The 17,384-nt window shown below is 66.1% G+C and carries 15 protein-coding genes; 10 read left to right on the top strand and 5 right to left on the bottom strand.

Annotated elements, in window-relative coordinates:
• Positions 1 to 26: 26 nt before the first annotated feature.
• Positions 27 to 494, bottom strand: a complete 468-nt coding sequence (locus B3D39_RS06040) for a nucleoside deaminase (RefSeq protein ID WP_274961808.1) — start codon at positions 492 to 494, stop codon at positions 27 to 29.
• A 528-nt stretch (positions 495 to 1,022) separates the two neighbouring features.
• Here B3D39_RS06040 and B3D39_RS06035 point away from each other — a divergent pair.
• The 3 genes from B3D39_RS06035 to B3D39_RS06025 all read left to right on the top strand — a co-directional run bounded on the left by B3D39_RS06035 (position 1,023) and on the right by B3D39_RS06025 (position 4,523).
• Entirely contained in the window at positions 1,023 to 1,559 is a 537-nt protein-coding gene (locus tag B3D39_RS06035; RefSeq protein WP_274961807.1) for a YcbK family protein, read from the top strand.
• 229 nt (positions 1,560 to 1,788) lie between these two features.
• Positions 1,789 to 2,262 carry a (2Fe-2S)-binding protein gene (locus B3D39_RS06030; protein ID WP_078569612.1) on the top strand — a complete coding sequence of 158 codons (474 nt, stop codon included), beginning with the start codon at positions 1,789 to 1,791 and terminating at the stop codon, positions 2,260 to 2,262.
• The gene (locus B3D39_RS06025) at positions 2,259 to 4,523 is read left to right on the top strand and encodes a xanthine dehydrogenase family protein molybdopterin-binding subunit (RefSeq protein WP_274961806.1); all 2,265 of its coding nucleotides are present in this window, start codon (positions 2,259 to 2,261) and stop codon (positions 4,521 to 4,523) included. Before B3D39_RS06030 ends, B3D39_RS06025 begins: the two co-directional genes overlap by 4 nt.
• Before the next feature lie 52 nt (positions 4,524 to 4,575).
• Here B3D39_RS06025 and B3D39_RS06020 read toward each other — a convergent pair whose 3' ends face one another.
• The gene (locus B3D39_RS06020) at positions 4,576 to 5,007 is read right to left on the bottom strand and encodes a MarR family winged helix-turn-helix transcriptional regulator (RefSeq protein ID WP_274961805.1); all 432 of its coding nucleotides are present in this window, start codon (positions 5,005 to 5,007) and stop codon (positions 4,576 to 4,578) included.
• 109 nt (positions 5,008 to 5,116) lie between these two features.
• Here B3D39_RS06020 and B3D39_RS06015 point away from each other — a divergent pair, with 109 nt between their 5' ends.
• On the top strand, positions 5,117 to 7,012 hold the full coding sequence (locus tag B3D39_RS06015) for an FAD-dependent monooxygenase (protein ID WP_274961804.1): 1,896 nt from the start codon (positions 5,117 to 5,119) through the stop codon (positions 7,010 to 7,012).
• Positions 7,013 to 7,019: 7 nt separating this feature from the next.
• Here the strand turns inward: B3D39_RS06015 and B3D39_RS06010 are convergent, their stop codons facing one another.
• On the bottom strand, positions 7,020 to 7,880 hold the full coding sequence (locus B3D39_RS06010) for an NAD(P)-dependent oxidoreductase (RefSeq protein ID WP_274961803.1): 861 nt from the start codon (positions 7,878 to 7,880) through the stop codon (positions 7,020 to 7,022).
• 377 nt (positions 7,881 to 8,257) lie between these two features.
• Between B3D39_RS06010 and B3D39_RS06005 the strand changes: the two genes are divergently transcribed.
• Genes B3D39_RS06005 through B3D39_RS05995 form a run of 3 tightly spaced genes read left to right on the top strand, consistent with a single transcriptional unit; the run spans position 8,258 to position 11,944 of the window.
• Positions 8,258 to 8,974 (top strand): sugar dehydrogenase complex small subunit, encoded by a 717-nt coding sequence (locus B3D39_RS06005; protein WP_274961802.1) that lies wholly within the window; start codon positions 8,258 to 8,260, stop codon positions 8,972 to 8,974.
• Positions 8,974 to 10,569, top strand: coding sequence for a GMC family oxidoreductase (locus B3D39_RS06000; RefSeq protein WP_274961801.1), 1,596 nt, complete (start codon positions 8,974 to 8,976; stop codon positions 10,567 to 10,569). Before B3D39_RS06005 ends, B3D39_RS06000 begins: the two co-directional genes overlap by 1 nt.
• 1 nt (position 10,570) lies before the next feature.
• Positions 10,571 to 11,944 (top strand): cytochrome c, encoded by a 1,374-nt coding sequence (locus B3D39_RS05995; protein ID WP_274961800.1) that lies wholly within the window; start codon positions 10,571 to 10,573, stop codon positions 11,942 to 11,944.
• 9 nt (positions 11,945 to 11,953) lie between these two features.
• On the opposite strand, the gene B3D39_RS05990 is transcribed toward B3D39_RS05995, so the two are convergent.
• A complete protein-coding gene (locus B3D39_RS05990) occupies positions 11,954 to 13,246 on the bottom strand; it encodes a sensor histidine kinase (protein ID WP_414717974.1) in 1,293 nt (430 codons plus the stop codon).
• A gap of 17 nt (positions 13,247 to 13,263) precedes the next feature.
• Entirely contained in the window at positions 13,264 to 13,959 is a 696-nt protein-coding gene (locus tag B3D39_RS05985) for a response regulator (RefSeq protein WP_078539881.1), read from the bottom strand.
• Between the two features lie 73 nt (positions 13,960 to 14,032).
• Here B3D39_RS05985 and dsbD point away from each other — a divergent pair, with 73 nt between their 5' ends.
• From dsbD to B3D39_RS05970, 3 genes are read left to right on the top strand one after another with little or no spacing between them, the layout of a single operon-like run.
• Positions 14,033 to 15,961: a protein-disulfide reductase DsbD gene (gene dsbD / locus B3D39_RS05980; protein WP_274961799.1), complete on the top strand. Its 1,929-nt coding sequence runs from the start codon at positions 14,033 to 14,035 to the stop codon at positions 15,959 to 15,961.
• Positions 15,958 to 16,710 carry a L,D-transpeptidase gene (locus B3D39_RS05975; protein WP_078545931.1) on the top strand — a complete coding sequence of 251 codons (753 nt, stop codon included), beginning with the start codon at positions 15,958 to 15,960 and terminating at the stop codon, positions 16,708 to 16,710. The genes dsbD and B3D39_RS05975 overlap by 4 nt, the downstream gene beginning before the upstream one ends.
• On the top strand, positions 16,707 to 17,321 hold the full coding sequence (locus tag B3D39_RS05970; RefSeq protein ID WP_274961798.1) for a DsbA family protein: 615 nt from the start codon (positions 16,707 to 16,709) through the stop codon (positions 17,319 to 17,321). Before B3D39_RS05975 ends, B3D39_RS05970 begins: the two co-directional genes overlap by 4 nt.
• The last annotated feature ends 63 nt before the right edge of the window (positions 17,322 to 17,384 follow it).

Raw genomic sequence — 17,384 nt, 5'->3', positions numbered from 1 at the left:
TGCTATCCGCTTAGCTTACAGAGGCGTCACTCCTCGCCATCGACATAGAGCGCGACGACATCCTCCTCCAACACGCCGCCGATCGCTTCGAAGGCTTCGCCTGCGTCGCGGAATTCGGTCAGCGTCAAATCGGGAAAGACGAAATACTTCCCCGCGACATTCTCCTTCTGCGCGCCGAAGACGATCCGCTTGATCCCGGCGAACCGCGCCGCCGAGAGGCACATCTCGCAGGGCTGCAGGGTCGTCAGCAGCACGCAGCCCTCGAGCGACGGGTCGTCCTGCGCCCGCGTCGCTTTCGCGATCGCCACGATCTCGGCATGGCGGGTCGGGTCGCAGTTCAGATGCACCTCGTTCTCCCCCTCGGCGATGATCTCCCCGTCGCGCAGGATCGCGGCGGCTATCCCCGCCTTTCCCGGTTCCTGTGCGGCCTCTTTCGCCTTGGCGATCAAGCGGGCCATCGCCTCGCGTTCGGTCGGTGTGGGGTGCTCGGGCATGGATGCGATCCTTTCGGCGGTCGGAGGAAGAGGGGCGGGCGCGGCGGGCGCGCAGGGACGAACGCCCACGGATGCGCGCTGTTCCCCGCTTGCGGTTGCGACCAATCCCACACGCGCGCCGATTTTTTCGGGAACCCATGTCGACATTCGGCGTTGGACGAGACTTACAGGTGACCGAAAGGCGCGCCGCGAAGCTGCTGCGTCTTCGTGGGGTCCAAGTCTCCACGGGGCGAATCGGGTGGTGGTTTCAGGTGCGGTCACGTGTCCGGACGCCAAAATCCGGCCTCTCCCCCGTGTGAGGCTGTCCTCGCGCTCCCTCGCGCCTGCGTGACCTGCAAGGGCTGCGCGGGTTTCAAGAGGTAACATCCGTTCAGATGACCTTGAGGTGAGGGCGTCTGTCGGCAACTCCCTGCTGAGCTCTCGGCATTTGGCTGCCGGTTCCATCGATGGAACCCAGTGCGGCCCTTTTGTTCGTCCCCGAAATTTCGAATTTGCGCCCTTCGACACGCATTCGAAGGGACATCTATCATGGCAAAGGCAACAGGGCTGCTCCGTCGCGAGTTTCTCCTGGGCGCGGCGGGCGCCCTCGCAACCCCCTACATCGTCACCCCGGCACAGGCAGGCCAGACGGACGAGCGCCGCCTGCGCTTCCACAATCCGCATACCAACGAGAATTTCGACGCGGTCTATTTCGCGAAGGGCCAGTATGACGACGACGCGATGCGCGAATTCTACCGGATCGCCCGCGACTGGCGTCAGGAAAAAGAGGTGAAGATCGACAATCGCACGGTCAACATCGCCTACAACATGCAGAACATGCTCGAGCAGAGCACGCCGCTGATGCTGGTGTCGGGCTACCGCACGCCGAAGACGAACCGTCTCGTGCATGGCGCGACGCATAGCTACCACATGCGGGGCGAGGCGCTCGATCTGACGCATCCGAACGTCTCGACCAGCACGCTGCACAAAGTGGCCCTGCGCATCCGTGGCGGCGGTGTGGGCTACTATCCGAGCGAGCATTTCGTGCATGTCGATTGCGGCCCCGTCCGCACCTGGCGCGGCTGAGCGCAGGCCTGCCAAAGACCATCGGCGCGGCGCGCGGTTTCCCTGCCTTCACGGGATCGACACGAGGGCAGGACGCCGCGCCGCGCTGACGCGCCGGCACCCCCGGCGGTTCCATCTTCTCGCGAAGTTTTCACGAAAATTTAGTGCCTCGCGCCACTCGTGCCCTAGGTGGAGAGCGGCCAACCAGCGCCGCGCGAGCGCTCACCGATGAAACGGCGAGGAGGAATTCATGAAATTGAAAATCAACGGCAAGTCCGTCGACGTGCAGTCCGGCCCGGATACCCCGCTCCTTTGGGTGATCCGCGACGAGCTCGGCATGACCGGCACGAAATTCGGCTGCGGGATCGCACAATGCGGCGCCTGTTCGGTGCTGCTTGACGGCACGGTTCAGCGCAGCTGTGTCCTGCCCGTCAGCGCTGTCGGCGACAGCGAAGTCACCACGATCGAAGAGATCGAGAACGACCCCGTCGGCAAGCGTGTCGTCGAGGCTTGGGTCGACAAGGAAGTGCCGCAATGCGGCTATTGCCAGTCCGGTCAAGTGATGGCGGCGACCTCGCTGCTGAAGTCCAACGACAAGCCCACCGAAGATGACATCACGGCAGCTATGACCAACCTGTGCCGCTGCGGCACCTATAACGCGATCAACGATACGATCGCCTCGATCGCCGGTACCGATGCAGCGAAAGCGGAGGATGCGCAATGAACGACCACGATCCCAAAATCTCCGATCCCGGCTACCCGACCGGCGCGCCCGAGAATGTCTCGCGCCGCCGCTTCCTGCTGGCCTCCGCTGGCATCACCGCGGGCTCGCTCGTGCTGGGCTTCGGCCTGAGCGTCGCGCCCAACAAGGCAGCCGCCGCCGCGCAGAAGATGCCGCCCGGCGCCAACGTCCCGGCTTTCCTCGAGTTGCGCAAAGACGGCAAGGTCCGCCTGCTGAGCCCGTTCAACGAGGGCGGCCAAGGTGTCTTCACCGCGATGGCGCAGATCGTGGGCGAGGAAATGGACGTGGCCCCCGATAGCTTCATTGTCGAGAACGCGCCTGCGGGCAGCGATTACCTCGTGGTCTATGGCAAGATTAGGATCACCGGCGGCTCGATGTCGGTGCGCACCAGCTACGACACCATGCGCAAGCTCGGTGCGGCGGCACGGCAGATGATGCTGGAAGCGGCGGCGAAGAAGCTCGACGCGCCGGTGTCTGACCTGTCGACCGAGCCGGGCAAGGTGGTCCACAAGGCCTCCGGCAAGTCGCTGGGCTATGGCGAGCTGGCGGGCGACGCGCTCGATCAGGAAGTGCCCAGCCCGGATTCCGTGACGCTGAAAGACCCGAAAGACTTCAAGTGGATCGGCGAGCCCGTGAAACGCGTCGACGTCTACGAGAAATCGACCGGCAAGGCGATCTATGCGATGGATGCCAAGGTCGACGGGATGCTGCACGCCGCTGTCCAGCACGCGCCGCGTCTGGGTCTCAAGCCCGGCGACATCAGCAACCTCGACGAGGTGAAGGGCATGGCCGGCGTCATGTCGGTGCATAAGCTCGACGGGGCTGTCGCGGTCGTGGCCGAGCGCTTCTGGGATGCGAAGACGGCGGTCGAAGCCGCCAAGGTCGACTGGCAGGAGCCGAGCGAGGACGAGAAGTCCAAGATCCGCTACATGCCCGCCGATTTCTCGACCGAGGAGTTCGCCAAGCAACTGGCCAATACCAAAGGCGACGGCACCGAGGCCGAGAGCGAAGGCGACATCGCGTCGGGCTTCGACGGGGCTGCGAAGACGGTCGATGCGACCTATCAGAGCCAATACCTGCACCACGCCCAGATCGAGCCTGCCTCGACGCTGGCGCGGTTCAATGAGGATGGTTCGCTCGACATCTGGCTGCCAAATCAGGCGCCCGAGCAGTTCCAGGCCCAGATCGCGGATGCGGCTGGCATCAAGCCCGAACAGGTAAAGGTCAACTCGCCGATGCTCGGTGGTTTCTTCGGGCGGCACTTCCTGTATCCGGCGGCGAACCCCTTCCCGCAGGCGGTCCAGCTTGCGAAAGAGGTCGGCAAGCCGATCAAGGTGATCTGGACGCGCGAGCAGGAATTCCTGCGCGATCCGCTGCGTCCGATGGCGGCGGTGCGTTTCCGTGGTGCGCTGGACGATCAGGGCATGCCCGTGGCGCTCGAGGCGATCTCTGCCTGTGAAGGTCCGACCGAGGCGCTCAACGGCCATAACCCCGACAAGGTCGATGCAATGGCCGTCGAGGGGCTCACCGGCAAGAGCTACGCGATCCCCAATCGCCGCATCGCGCAGAACTATGTCGAGAACCCGACCTCGCTCGCCTATTGGCGCTCGGTCGGCCATTCGATGAACGACTTCTTCTATGAGGCCTTCCTCGACGAGATGGCGGATGCGGGCGGGCAGGACCCCTATGAGCTGCGCATGAAGCTGCTCGAAGGGAACGAGCGTCTGACCAACCTGCTGAAAGAGGTCGGTGATCTCTCGGGCGGCTGGAAGCGTGGCCCCTTCGATGCCGAGGACGGCACCCGCCGCGCCCGCGGTGTCGCGATGGCGTCGCCCTTCGGCAGCGAGGCGGCGGCGATTGCCGAGGTCTCGATTCAGGACGGCCAGATCGTCGTGCATGACATCTGGGACGTGCTCGACCCGGGCAGCATCGTGAACCCGTCGATCATCAAGGCGCAGATCATGGGGGCGGCCACGCTCGGCACCTCCGAGGCGCTGATCGAAGAGGTCGCCTACAAGAACGGCGAGCCGACCGCGCGCAACTTCGACTACTACCCGATCCTCGGTGGGGCGCGGGCGCCGCGCATCCATGCGAAGGTGATCGAGAGCGGCGCGAAGATGGGCGGCGTGGGCGAGCCGCCGCTGCCCGCCGTGCCGCCGGCGATCGCCAATGCGGTCTCGGCGCTGACCGGGCAGCGCGTGCGTTCGATGCCGATGGACAAGCTCGACCTGAAGAAGGGCTGAGCTCGTCCGGACGGAAAGAATTGGGGGAGGCGGCGCGATCCGCCTCCCTTTTTCAGTCCTGCGGGGCGACCGCCTTGCGGGCAAGCGCAATGAACTGCGCGGCCTCTTCCTCGCTCAACCCTTCCAGAATCTCCGCCTGCAGCCGCGTCACTACGGGCCGCGCACCCTCCAGTGCCGCGGTCCCTTCCGGCGTCAGATGCAGGCTGCGGGCGCGCCGATCCGTCTCGCTGACGGCCCGCGCCACCAGCCCCTTCTGCACCAGCCGCTTCACCACGTCGCCGATCGTCGCGCGGTCATAGGCGATGCGCGCGGCCAGCTGCGCCTGATCCATTCCCGGCTCACGCGACAGAGCGTCGAGCGCCGCGAATTGCACCGAGGTCAGTTCCACCGGGGCGTCCTTGATCCGCTTCTGAAACACCGCCGTCGAGCGCTGATTGAGACGTCGGATCAGGTGGCCGGGCAGGGTTTCGAGATCGCGTTTCATCGAGGGCGCTCCGGTTTGGGGTTCTATTCGGTATGTATACTTACCATATTGACGTGACGCCAGCCTTTCCGCTAATGATAAGTATGCATATCAATTGGGAGGGCGCGCTATGCAGTTTCATCTGAACGGGTTCACTACCGGCGATCCGGCCATCGCGCCGCGTCATCCGCAGGCGGGGGAGACGCTCGACAAGGTCGATGTGCTGATCGTCGGATGCGGCCCGGCGGGGCTGACCCTTGCGGCGCAGCTTGCAGCCTTCCCCGAGATTTCCGTACGCATCACCGAGCGCAAACCCGGCCCGCTCGAAGTCGGGCAGGCGGACGGCATCGCCTGCCGCTCGGTCGAGATGTTCGAGGCTTTCGGCTTCGCCGAGAAGGTGATGAAGGAAGGCTATTGGGTGAACGAGGTCGCCTTCTGGCGGCCCGGTGCGCAAGGCGAGGGGCTGCGACGGGCCGACCGGATTCAGGACGTGGCCGATGACCTCTCAGAGATGCCGCATGTCATCCTCAATCAGGCGCGGGTCCATGATTTCTACCTCGAGACGATGCGCAACGGCGCGCGCCGTCTGACCCCGGATTACGACCGCGCGCTGACCACGCTCACCCGCACCGACGACCCCGATTACCCGCTGGTCGCGACATTCGACTGCCTCGATGCGCCGGGCGAGACCGAGACGATCCGCGCGCGCTATGTCGTCGGCTGCGACGGCGCACGCAGCACGGTGCGCAAATCCATCGGGCACGAATTGCACGGCGAATCCGCACGCCAGCTTTGGGGCGTGATGGATGTGCTGCCGGTCACCGACTTCCCCGATATCCGGCTCAAGGCGGCGATCCAGTCGGCGACCGAGGGCAGCATCCTGATCATCCCGCGCGAGGGCGGCTATCTGGTGCGGCTCTATATCGAGCTCGACGCGCTGCATGGCGATGAGCGCGCCGCGGATCGCAATGTCAGCGCCGAGATGCTGATCGAGAAGGCGCAGGCGATCCTCGCCCCCTATACGCTGGAGGTGAAGGAGGTCGCGTGGTGGTCGGCCTATGAGATCGGCCAGCGTGTGTGCGACGGGTTCGACGACAGCGACAGCGACAGCGACAGGGACGGCGACGCCGCGTCCGAGCCGCGCATCTTCATCGCGGGCGATGCCTGCCACACCCATAGCCCGAAGGCTGGGCAGGGGATGAACGTCTCGATGGCGGACACGTTCAACCTCGGCTGGAAACTGGCCGCCGTGCTGCGCGGACAGGCGCGGCCCGAATTGCTGCAGAGCTATTCCGAGGAACGTCAGGCCAAGGCGCAGGAGCTGATTGACTTCGACCGCGACATGGCGCGGCTGTTCAGCGCGAAGCCGCAGACCAAGGAAGAAGAGGCGCAGTTTCAGGCCTATTTCCAGAAACACGGGCGCTATACCGCCGGGGTCGAGACGCAATACGCGCCGGGGCTTTTGATTGGAGACGCCGCGCATCAGGCGCTGGCCGCCGGGCAGATCGTGGGCAAGCGCTTCCACTCCGCGCCGGTGGTGCGCTTGGCGGATGCAAAGCCGGTCCAGCTGGGCCATGCGTTCAAGGCGGATGGGCGCTGGCGGCTGCTGGCGTTTGCGCCGACGGGTGACACCGGCGAGGCGGGCGGAGCGATCGCGCAGCTATGCGACCGGCTCGATGGGCCGGAGGGGCTGCTTCATCGCTTCACGCCCGAGGGCGCGGATATCGACAGCGTCATCGACCTGCGCGCGGTCTTCCAGACGCCGCATCGCGAGATGCGCATCGAGGCGCTGCCCGCGCTCCTGCGTCCCAAGAAGGGGCGTTACGGGCTGGTCGATTACGAGAAGGTCTTCTGCCCCGCCGTCACCGGCCCCGACATCTTCGACCTTCGCGGCATCGACCGGACGCAAGGTGCCTTGCTGGTGCTGCGGCCCGATCAATATGTCGCGCAGGTCTTGCCGCTCGACGCGGTGGACGCGGTCGCGGAGTTCTTCGACCGCATCCTGATCCCGCAATCGGCAGGCTGAGGGCGCCTCAGTCGCGGTTCACCTGCACGACGCCGGTCATGTTCTCTGCGCCATGACCGGCCTCGCTGGCCCGCGCAAAGAGGCGTTTCGCGGCCTCGGTCATCGGCATCCGTGCGTCCCCGCCCTCGGCGATGGCATAGCGGAAGTCCTTCGAGATCAGATCGACCGGGAATTGCGGCGTGAAATCCGAGCGCTGCATCGTGCCGGTGATATAGGGCGCGTTCGGCGTCCAGATCGGGGTGGAGGACAACGCCTCCAGCGCAAGATCGACATCCATGCCGCCGCGCTCCAGCATCGGAATGATCTCCGCCCAGGCGGCGACCTGAACGCCCAGCATCGCATTCGTGGCGAGCTTCATCCGCGCGCCCATGCCCCAGGTGCCGACATGGTGCTGCGCCTTGGCCAGCGGGTCCAGCACGTCATGCACACGGCCTGCGGTCTCGGCCTCGCCGCCGAGGAAATAGACCAGCACACCGTTCTCCGCCTGCGGCAGCGTGCCGGAGACCGGCGCTTCGACAAAGCGCCGCTGCTGCGTGATGGCGTAGCTGCCAAGCTCCGCGGCTCCCTCCGGCGTGATGGTCGAGCTTTCGATCGCGATGGCCTCTTCGGGAAGCCCGGCGAAAGCGCCGGTTTCCGGGTCGCACCAGACCTCGCGCGAGACCTCGGTGTCGCGCAGCATAGAGATCGTGAATTCGGCCTGTGCTGCGGCGTCGCGCGGGGTGTCGGCCTGCGTGGCCCCGGCCTCGACGAGCGGCGCGCAGCGCTCGGGCGTCCGGTTCCAGACGATCAGATCGTGGCCCGCATCCAGAAGGGTCCGCGCCATCCGCGAGCCCATCGCGCCCATGCCTAGAAATGCGATCTTTGCCATGCTCTGCTCCTGTTCGTGAGGGTGTTGCTGGCCGAATGCGACGTGCCTGCGCGGGGTTCCGGGCGTGGCGTGCACATCCCGGTGACCACGTTCCGCGTCGGGCATCCAGGTCGTTCCTAAGGCGGACGAGACGGCCGAGCAAACGCGCAGCCCGCGGCATTTGTTCCGTGACGATAACGTGCGCCAGCGGGCGGTTGCTGGCCCCGACAGCGGCCCTACCGTCACCCTACGCCACCCCGAATGCGTGAAAGCGTCACGATTATGACGAAGGCAGCCACGATCCGACCGCTCCTTCCGCGCGATTGCGCGGGGATTGAGGGTCACTGCGCATGGCTGTTGCTTACGCTCCGTTTTTAGCCCCCCGCGAGGAGGATGCCATGAGCCTCGACCGCAGACATTTCCTGATCGCCCTGGCAGGCACTGTGCCACTTGCAAGTTTGACACCCGGTTTCGCCCGCGCCGCCGATAGCGCCGCGCCCAGCGATGCCTTTCTTTCCGTGAGCCGCGCGATCTGCGGTAATGACCGCCTCTCGAAGGAAACCGCCGCGCGAATCGAGAAGCTGCTGAGCGAGGACGATGCAGGCTTTGCCGGGAAGCTGGACGGGCTCGCTAAAGCGTTCGACGGCAAGGACCGCGCCGCCGCGATCGACGGGCTGAGCGACGACCAGACCACCCTCGCGCTTAACATCGCGAAGCCGTGGTATCTCGGGTTCACCGGCTCCCCCTCCGCGCGCATCCTGAAAGACGATGCCGAATTCGCGACCTTCCTCGAGGCGCAGGCGCTGACGAAGGTGAGCGACATCGTACCCTTGCAGACTTACCCCTCCGGCGGTGCCGGCTGGTGGGAAGCGGTGCCCGAAGATGTCGATGCCTCGGACCTTCCCGAGGGGGCCACGAGCTGGGAGTACCAGCCCAAATCCAGCTACGAGCTGCAAGATCCCGATCCGGCATGGCTGGCCTATGCCAAGGGCGAGGCCGACAGCGTCGACGCCGCCCGCAAAGCGCAAGGCGCGGGCAGCGGAGGCGGCTCCGGAGGTGCCAGTGGCTCGCCGAACCCCGCATCCAATTCCGACTCCCAGCAGGAGGCACAGTAATGGCTGATTTCGATGCAGACGTGATTGTGGTCGGGTCGGGCTCGCTCGGCGGTTTGGCCGCGCAGCAGATCGCACAGGCGGGCCATTCGGTGATCGTGCTGGAGGCAGGTCCCGACATTCCCGACTGGAAAGTCACCGAGAACTGGCGCAATTCGCCGCGCAAGAACAACTTCAACGACCCCTTTGGCGATGTGCCCTATGCGCCCAACAGCTTCACGCCGGGCTATGTCGATCCGCACCTGACGGGGGGGCTCGAGGTGTTTCCCGGCACGCTGCGGGTGCTAGGCGGTACGTCGCGGCACTGGACGGCGGCGACGTGGCGGCTGCTACCCGAAGACATGGCGATGCACTCGACCTATGGCATCGCCGAGGACTGGCCGATCAGCTACGACGATCTGGAGCCCTTCTACACGCAGGCCGAATACGAGATCGGCGTGAACGGGCAGAAAGGGTTCGACGAGAGCGGTCTGGGCAAGGGCGAGACCTACCCGCCGCGCTCGAAACCCTATCCGCTGCCGCCCGAGGCGAAACCCTACGCGACCCAGAGGTTGCAGCAGCAGGTGGCGTCGATGGGCTTTCGCGTCGATATCGCGCCCTCGTCACGGCTGTCGCAGCCCTACGACAACCGGCCCGCCTGTATCGGCAACAATATCTGCAACTGGAATTGCCCGATCGGTGCGAAACATTCGGGCTATCACGTGGTGCAGAAGATCCGCGATCTGGGCGTCGAAATTCGCACGCAGGCCATCGTCGACAAGATCGAGACCGGCGACAAGGGCAAGATCACGGCGCTCTCCTATATCAACCCCGAAGGCGACCGCACGCGGCTGACCGCAAAGATGTTCGTGATCGCGGCGCATGGCTATGAGACGCCGAAGCTCTTGTTGATGAACGATCTCGCGAACAGCTCCGACATGGTCGGGCGGCGGCTGATGATCCACCCGACGATCGACATGACATGGCTCTCGCCCGAGCCCTATTGGACCGGGCGCGGCCAGAATATTCACGGTGCGATCATGCAGCGCCGCGCGCTTCCCGATCGCGACAAAGTGCCGTCGACGCGCTACGACCTGCTCAATGCGCCACCCGAGGAAGGCATCGCGCAGGGGCTGTTGAAGGACGGTACGCTTGGCCCAGAGCTCGACGCGAAGATCCGCGACCACTCGGCCCGCGTTTTCACCGCCGAGGCTCTGACCGAAGACCTTCCCGATCCCGCGAACCGGATCGAGGTGAACCCCTCTTGGAAAGACGCCGTTGGGCTGCCGGGCATCAAACTGACCTACAAGCTCTCGGATTACACCAAGGCGAACCTGCCGCGGCTGATGGAGGATTACGCGCGCTTTCTGCAGGCGACTGGTGGCACCCGCGTCTCCGCGCCCGAGAAGTTTATTTGCCAGCAGCACGTGATGGGCACGACAGTCATGGGCAGCAAGGCCGAAGAGGCGGTCTGCGACGCCGATCTGCGCTGTTTCGACCACGAGAACCTGTTTCTGGTGACGACCGGCGTGATGCCCACGGCGGGCGGGGTGAACCCGACGCTGACCGGCATGGCGCTTGCGATCCGCGCGGGCCAGACCATCGCGAAGGAGCTTTGAGATGCGTGTTCTGATCCTGGCCACCGCCGCCTTCGCCGCGATCTCTCCGCTGGCAGCCAACGCGCAATCCAGCTCCGATGCTTCGGGAGGCGACCTCGTGAAGCGCGGTAAATACCTCGCCATTGCGGGGGACTGCTCCTCCTGTCACGCGGAGAATTTCTCGGGCGGCAAGAAGATCGAAAGCCCGATCGGCGCGATCTATGCGCCCAACATCACGCCCGACGAGAAGACCGGGATCGGCGACATGACCGAGGCGGAATTCGAAGGCGCCCTGCGGCGCGGCAAGTCCGACACGTGGCTTTATCCGGCGATGCCTTACACCCATTACACCGGCCTGACCGATGCCGATGTGAAAGCGCTCTGGGCCTATTTCAAACAGGTCGAACCCGTCGAGAACGAGGTACCTGAGACCGATCTCGGCTTTCCTTTCGTGCGTCCGGCGATGATGGGCTGGAACACGCTGTTCCTCGACAAGGGCCATCCGCCCGGCGCGGTGGATGTCTCGGGCGATCAACTTCAGCGCGGGCGCTATCTTGTGGAGACGCTGGAGCATTGCTCCTCCTGCCACAGCCCGCGCGGGACGCTGATGCAGGAGGACACCAGCAAACACCTCGCCGGGGGGACGCTGAACGGTTGGTATGCGCCCAACCTCACGCCGTCGGACAAGGGCGGTCTGGGCGACTGGAGCGAGGCCGATATCGTGGCCTATCTCAGCAAGGGCCGAAATGCGCACGCCGTCGCGGGCGGCGAGATGGGGCTCGTGGTCTCGCGCTCAACCTCGAAGCTGTCGAGCGACGACCTCACGGCGATTGCGAAATACCTGAAGGCGGTGAAGCCGGTCGACACGCAACCCGAGGCCAGCGGACCCGACGGTCAGGCGACGCTCGATCTGGCCGCATTGGAGGTGCCCAACGGCGATTGGCAATCCGTGGTCGGCCACGACACGACAGACGGGGCGACGCTCTATCAGGGCGCCTGTGCGACCTGCCACGGCATGAACGGGCAGGGCACCGCCGCGCCAGCGTTGTCCAAGATCTCTGACGTGCGCGCTGCGAATGCAGCGAATGTCGTGCAGGTGATCGCGCATGGGATCAACATGCCCAATGACGCGCGCCACGTCGCCATGCCTGGATTTCAGCGCACGATGAGCGACGCGCAGATCGCCTCGGTCGCGAGCTATGTGCGCACGAATTTCGGAGGTGTCGACGGCGAGGTGACCCAAGGCAGCGTCGCCAATATCCTGAGCGGCAAGCAGCAGGTCAGCTGGATCATCGCGAACGCCGCACAGTTGGCTTGGGCGGCGATCGCCTTGGCGGTGCTTCTGGTACTGGCGCTGATCGGTTGGGCTGTGATGCGGACGCGGCGCAGGGCCTGACGCCGCACCTCACGCGGCAGGCAGATCGACCCGCGTATGATGCCCGTCCGCGCGCATCTCGAAGCTGAGCGTGCCGCCCAGACGGGTCAGCGCGTCGTGCGCGATCGAAAGGCCGAGGCCAGAGCCATTCGCATCCGCGCCCTTGCCCTTGACGAATTTCTGCCCCGCCTGCTGCGCGATCTCGGGCGGCAGGCCCGGTCCGTGGTCGTGAATGTCGACGAGGAGCGTATTGCCGGAGGTGGTCACGCTGACCTTGATCGCCGCCCCGTCTGGGCTCGCCTGAACGGCGTTCTCGATCAGGTTGCGCAGGGCGAGCGATAGAAGCAGCGGGTCGCCTTCTACCGTCGGCGCGTCCGGCGCGCTGTCGAGTTCCAGCGTCACGCCGCGCCGCGTGGCCAGCCCCGCCAGATCGCCAAGCACCTGCCGCAGAAGCCCGTTCAGCTCCACCGAAGTGGCGCGCGCCTCGCGACTGTCCACCTGCGCCAGATCGAGAAGTTGGCGCACCATCCGATCGGTCCGGTCCACCGAGGTCGAGATCGCGGCGAGGGCGTGTTCGCGCGTGTCGGTATCGGGCGCGTGGCGCGCGATGTGCGCTTGCGTCTTCAGCCCGGCGAGCGGCGTTTTCATTTCATGCGCGGCATAGGCGATGAATTCCCGCTCGCGCCCGCGCGCCGCAGCCAGACGCGCCAGAAGATCGTCGAGCGCGCCTGCGAGCGGGCGGATTTCACGGGGCTGTCGTGCGGTGCCGGGCAGGGCGCGTAGATCCTCGCTCGGCCGCGCGTCCAGATCGCGGGCGAACCGGTCGAGCGGCGCCAGACCGCGCGAGATCGCAAACCAGATCAGCCCCCACATCACCGGCAGGATCACCAGCGCGGGCCAGAGGAACCCCTCTATCACATCGCGTACCAGCCGGTTGCGCATCGCGAGACTGTCGCCCACCGTGACCTGCCCGCCCAGATCGGGATCGATGATCGTGTAGACCCGCAGGTCCTTGCCGTCGCGTGTCACATCGCGGAAGCCGGTCGCATCGGCGGGCACCAGCTGCGCGCTCGGCGCCCCGTTCGAGCGTCCGACGAGCCCTTGGGTGAAAGACCAGATCTGGCAGAATTGTTGATGTTCGTAACTCTCGTCATGCGACAGCGTGATCTGTGCGGGACCGTCCCGGTTCAGCGCAATCTGGTTTTTCGAGACCAGCGACGAGACCATCCGCGCCGCCTCCACCAGCCGCGCGTCGAGCACCCGCGTCACCTCGGCGCGGGTGGAGTGCTCGATCCAGAACACGGCGGACAGCCAGACGGCCAGCGTCGCGCCGGTGAGGATCAGGAAGAGGCGGAGGCGGAGCGAGATGGCGAGGTCTCCTCTGGGCGCAGCCGGTAGCCGATGCCGCGCAGCGTTTCGATGAAGTCGCGCCCGAGCTTGGCGCGCAGATGGTGGATATGGACTTCGACGGCGTTGCTCTCGACCTCCTCGTCCCAGCCGTAGAGCCGGTCTTCGAGGTCCGATTTCGCGAGCACCCGTCCGGGGCGTTCGGCCAGCGCCTGCAACACCGCGAATTCCCGGCGCGAGAGTTTCAGCGGCTGGCCGTTGAAGGCGGCGCTGCGGGTGCCGGGGTCGAGCTCGAGCCCGGCATGGGAAATCTGCGCGACCGCCCGCCCATCCGAGCGACGCGAAAGGGCCCGCAGCCGGGCGGCCAGCTCGTCCAGATCGAAGGGCTTGCCGAGGTAGTCATCCGCGCCCGCATCCAGACCCGCCACCCGGTCCTCGACCTGATCGCGCGCGGTCAGCAGCAGGACCGGCAGCCCGGCGCGGCCCGCTCGCAATTCGCGCAGCAGCTCGAGCCCGGAGCCATCGGGCAACATCAGGTCCAGCACGAGCGCGCGATACTCCGCCCCGGCCAGCGCCGCGCGGGCATCTTCGAGGCAGGACACGACATCGGCGGTGAACCCGGCCATGCCGAGCCCGACCCGCAGGCCGTCCGCCAATATGCTGTCATCTTCGACGACGAGTATGCGCATCTTTTCTCCTTCGCGGCGGATACACCGCACGAATCTTAAGACTGACTTAAGCTTCGCCCGCGATCCGGCCAACATGAACGCAAAGGCTCTTTCCCGTCTATCGCTGCGCGCCCTCTGGGGCGTGTTTCTGGTCTCATTGCTACTGCCCGGCCTCGCTGCAGCGCAAAGCTTCGATCTTTTGAAGCCCAAGGGAGGCAGCGGTCCGCTCTCGCCGGAAGAGGCGTTTCAGGTCGAGACCGAGTGGCAGGATGACGGGACGCTCGCGGTCTCCTTCGATATCGCGCCGGGCTATTACCTCTATCGCGACCACCTGACGGTTAGCGCCGAGGACGGCGACGCGCCAGTGATCGAGACGCAGCCGGGCGAGATGAAGGACGATCCGAATTTCGGCACGGTCGAGGTCTGGCACGATCATACCGAGGCCGTGGTGAGCGACATCACCGGCCCGTTCACGCTGCACTGGCAGGGCTGCGAGGAAAAGGGTCTCTGCTACCCGCCGCAAAGCCGCGAGATCGTGCCGCCGGGCGGGGCTGCGACTGCCTCGGCATCCGGCGCGGCGCAATCGAACCAAGCCGCCGGAGTGCCGGATTATGCACAGAGCGACGCGCCATCCGCGCCTGCTGCGCGTCCCGAGGCCGATAAGCCCACGCCTCCCGCATCCGCCTCCGAAAAAAGCGGAAACAGCCTGAGCCTCTCCTCCGATGACGGCCTCGTCGCGGGGATCGCGGCGAAGGGCGGCTGGGCTCTGGTGGTGGCCTCGTTCTTCGGCTTCGGTCTGCTTCTGGCCTTCACGCCTTGCGTGCTGCCGATGGTGCCGATCGTGGCCGGGATGCTCGGCGCGCAAGGCAAAGACCTGACGCCCGCGCGCGGGCTGGCGCTGACCGGGACCTATGTGCTGGCGATGGCCGTGGCCTTCGGGCTTCTGGGCATCGTGGCGGCGTGGTCCGGGCAGAACCTGCAATTCCTGATGCAGGCCCCTGCGACGGTGATCGCGCTGGCCGTGCTGTTCGCCGTCCTCGCGCTGTCCTCCTTCGGCCTGTTCGAACTGCGCCTGCCGCAGGCGCTGACCAACAAGGTCAGCTCCGTGCAGGGGCGGCGGGGTACGTTGGCGGGGGCGGCGATCCTCGGCTTCACCTCGACGCTGATCGTCGGACCTTGCGTGACGGCCCCGCTGGCCGGGGCCTTCCTCTATATCGCGCAGACGGGTGACGCGGGGCTCGGAGCCTCGGCGCTGTTCGCGCTGGGGCTGGGGCAGGGCGTGTTGCTGATGGCCGTGGGGCTGTTCGGCTCGGCGATCCTGCCGCGCATGGGCGAATGGATGGTCGGCGTGAACCGCGCCTTCGGCTTCGTCTTCCTAGGCGTGGCGATCTGGCTCTTGAGCCGCGTCGTCGCGGGGCCTGCGATCCTCGCGCTTTGGGCGCTGCTGCTGATCGCGGCAGGCGTGGCCCTGGGCGGTCGCGACCGGTTCGGACCGGAAAGCTCGGGCCTGCGCCGCGTGGGCGGCGCGCTGGGTGTCGCGGCGCTGCTGGCCGGTGCCATCGAGGGTGTCGGCGCGGCGAGTGGGGCTGCTGATCCGCTGCGCCCCCTCGCGCCCTTCACCGCAGGCCAGACAGTCATGGCGGCCTCCTCGGACGTGCTGACCGAAGACGACTTCACCCATGTCGAGACGCCCGAGGCGCTCGACGCTGCGCTGGCCGCCGCGAAGGGCGCGCCGGTGATGCTGATCACCACTGCCGAATGGTGCACCGAATGCGTCACCATCGCGCGCGAAGTGATCCCCGACCCGCAGGTGCAGGCCGCGCTGCGCCGCGTCACGCCCATCGCGGTCGATGTGACCAAGACCGGCGCGCCGCAGCAGGCGCTTCTCAAGCAGTTGGGCGTGATCGGCCCGCCGACGCTGATCTTCCTCAGCCCCGACCATTCGGAGGCGCAGGGCACCCGGCTGATCGGGGATGTGACCGCGCCGAAACTCACGACCTCGCTTTCGGAGATCGCTCAATGACCCTCACCCGCTTCGCCCCTCTCGCGCTGATCGCCCTCGCAGCCTGCGCGCCCGAGCCACCTGCCTCGAACCCGCCGCCCGCGCCGCAGGCGCCGCAGCTCAGCGCGCGGGTGAAGGCGATTTACAGCCAGATGGAAGATGACGGCCGCACGATCCCGGCGGTGGACCCGAAACTGCTGAGCGAGGAGAAAGCTCGCCAGGAGGTCGATTACTGGACCGACGAGCCGCCCGGCACCATCATCGTCGATCCCTGGGCGCGCAAGCTCTACCTCGTGCAGAAGAACAACCGCGCGCTGCGCTACACGGTCGCCGTGGGCGAGGACGGGCGCGGTTTTTCCGGCGAGGGGCATATCCCCTATCAGCGCGACTGGCCGAGCTGGACGCCGACCAAGAGCATGATCAAGGAAGACCCCGAGCTTTACGGCCCGGTGAAGGACGGGCTGGCCGGTGGCCTCGACAATCCGCTCGGCGCGCGGGCGCTTTACCTGCATCGCGGGAACAAAGACACGCTTTATCGCATTCACGGAACGATGGATGACAGTTCAATCGGCAAGGCGACCTCGGCGGGCTGCATCCGGCTGTTCAATCAGGACATCATCGACCTCGCCGACCGCGTCCGCTCCGGCACGCATGTCGTCGTGCTGACCCGTGCCGAGAGCGGCAAGGGCACGGTGCCGCCGGGCCAGCCGCTGCCGCCCGTTCCCTACTCCCCCGAAGATTTCCCCCAAACCACAGGAGACGACACATGATCGATCGCCGGAATTTTCTGACCCTCGCAGGCGTTGCCGCGGGCTCCACGCTGATCCTGCCGACGGCGAGCCTCGCGCAGGCCGACATTTCGCCCGAAGCCGTGTTCCACGACCCCAAAGCGCCCGCGCTCGGTAACCCGGATGGGGACATCACGCTGGTCGAGTATTTCGACTACCAGTGTCCCTACTGCAAATCGAACCATCCGGTGGTCGAGAAGGTGACGAAGGAAGACGGCAATTTGCGCGTCGTGATGAAGGATTGGCCGATCTTCGGCGCGCCTTCGGTCTACGCCTCGCAGCTTGTGCTGGGCGCGCAGAGCATGGGCAAATACGAAGCGGGCCTCGAGGCGCTGATGGCGACGCAAGGAAAGCTGTCGAACGACCTGATCGAGAAGACGCTCTCCGAAGCCGGTGTCGATCCGGACAAAGCGATGGCGGGCTACAAGGCCAACCGCAAGGAGATCGACGCGCTGCTGTCGCGCAATGATGCGCAGGCGGTGGCGATCGGGCTGCGCGGGACGCCCGCCTATATCGTCGGCCGCGACGTCTATCCCGGCGCGGTCGATGCCGACACGCTGCGCAAGGCGATCAGCGACGCGCGCAACGCCTGAGCCGCGCGACTTCGCCGGACACACAAAAGGCCCCGGGGGTGAAGCGAACCCCGGGGCCTTTCT

Source organism: Thioclava sp. UBA3469, assembly GCF_002378135.1.
Taxonomy (GTDB): Bacteria; Pseudomonadota; Alphaproteobacteria; order Rhodobacterales; family Rhodobacteraceae; genus Thioclava; species Thioclava sediminum.
Note: the sequence above shows the minus strand (reverse complement) of the source record. Positions and strands in the feature narration are given on the sequence as shown.

Excerpts from the sequence above, each read along its gene's own strand:
- B3D39_RS06005 (WP_274961802.1), top strand. The coding sequence starts at position 8,258 with ATGAGCCTCGACCGCAGACATTTCCTGATCGCCCTGGCAGGCACTGTG.
- B3D39_RS06010 (WP_274961803.1), bottom strand. The coding sequence starts at position 7,880 with ATGGCAAAGATCGCATTTCTAGGCATGGGCGCGATGGGCTCGCGGATG.
- dsbD (WP_274961799.1), top strand. The coding sequence starts at position 14,033 with ATGAACGCAAAGGCTCTTTCCCGTCTATCGCTGCGCGCCCTCTGGGGC.
- B3D39_RS06035 (WP_274961807.1), top strand. The coding sequence starts at position 1,023 with ATGGCAAAGGCAACAGGGCTGCTCCGTCGCGAGTTTCTCCTGGGCGCG.
- B3D39_RS06015 (WP_274961804.1), top strand. The coding sequence starts at position 5,117 with ATGCAGTTTCATCTGAACGGGTTCACTACCGGCGATCCGGCCATCGCG.
- B3D39_RS05995 (WP_274961800.1), top strand. The coding sequence starts at position 10,571 with ATGCGTGTTCTGATCCTGGCCACCGCCGCCTTCGCCGCGATCTCTCCG.
- B3D39_RS06000 (WP_274961801.1), top strand. The coding sequence starts at position 8,974 with ATGGCTGATTTCGATGCAGACGTGATTGTGGTCGGGTCGGGCTCGCTC.
- B3D39_RS05985 (WP_078539881.1), bottom strand. The coding sequence starts at position 13,959 with ATGCGCATACTCGTCGTCGAAGATGACAGCATATTGGCGGACGGCCTG.
- B3D39_RS06025 (WP_274961806.1), top strand. The coding sequence starts at position 2,259 with ATGAACGACCACGATCCCAAAATCTCCGATCCCGGCTACCCGACCGGC.
- B3D39_RS06040 (WP_274961808.1), bottom strand. The coding sequence starts at position 494 with ATGCCCGAGCACCCCACACCGACCGAACGCGAGGCGATGGCCCGCTTG.
- B3D39_RS06030 (WP_078569612.1), top strand. The coding sequence starts at position 1,789 with ATGAAATTGAAAATCAACGGCAAGTCCGTCGACGTGCAGTCCGGCCCG.
- B3D39_RS05975 (WP_078545931.1), top strand. The coding sequence starts at position 15,958 with ATGACCCTCACCCGCTTCGCCCCTCTCGCGCTGATCGCCCTCGCAGCC.
- B3D39_RS05970 (WP_274961798.1), top strand. The coding sequence starts at position 16,707 with ATGATCGATCGCCGGAATTTTCTGACCCTCGCAGGCGTTGCCGCGGGC.
- B3D39_RS06020 (WP_274961805.1), bottom strand. The coding sequence starts at position 5,007 with ATGAAACGCGATCTCGAAACCCTGCCCGGCCACCTGATCCGACGTCTC.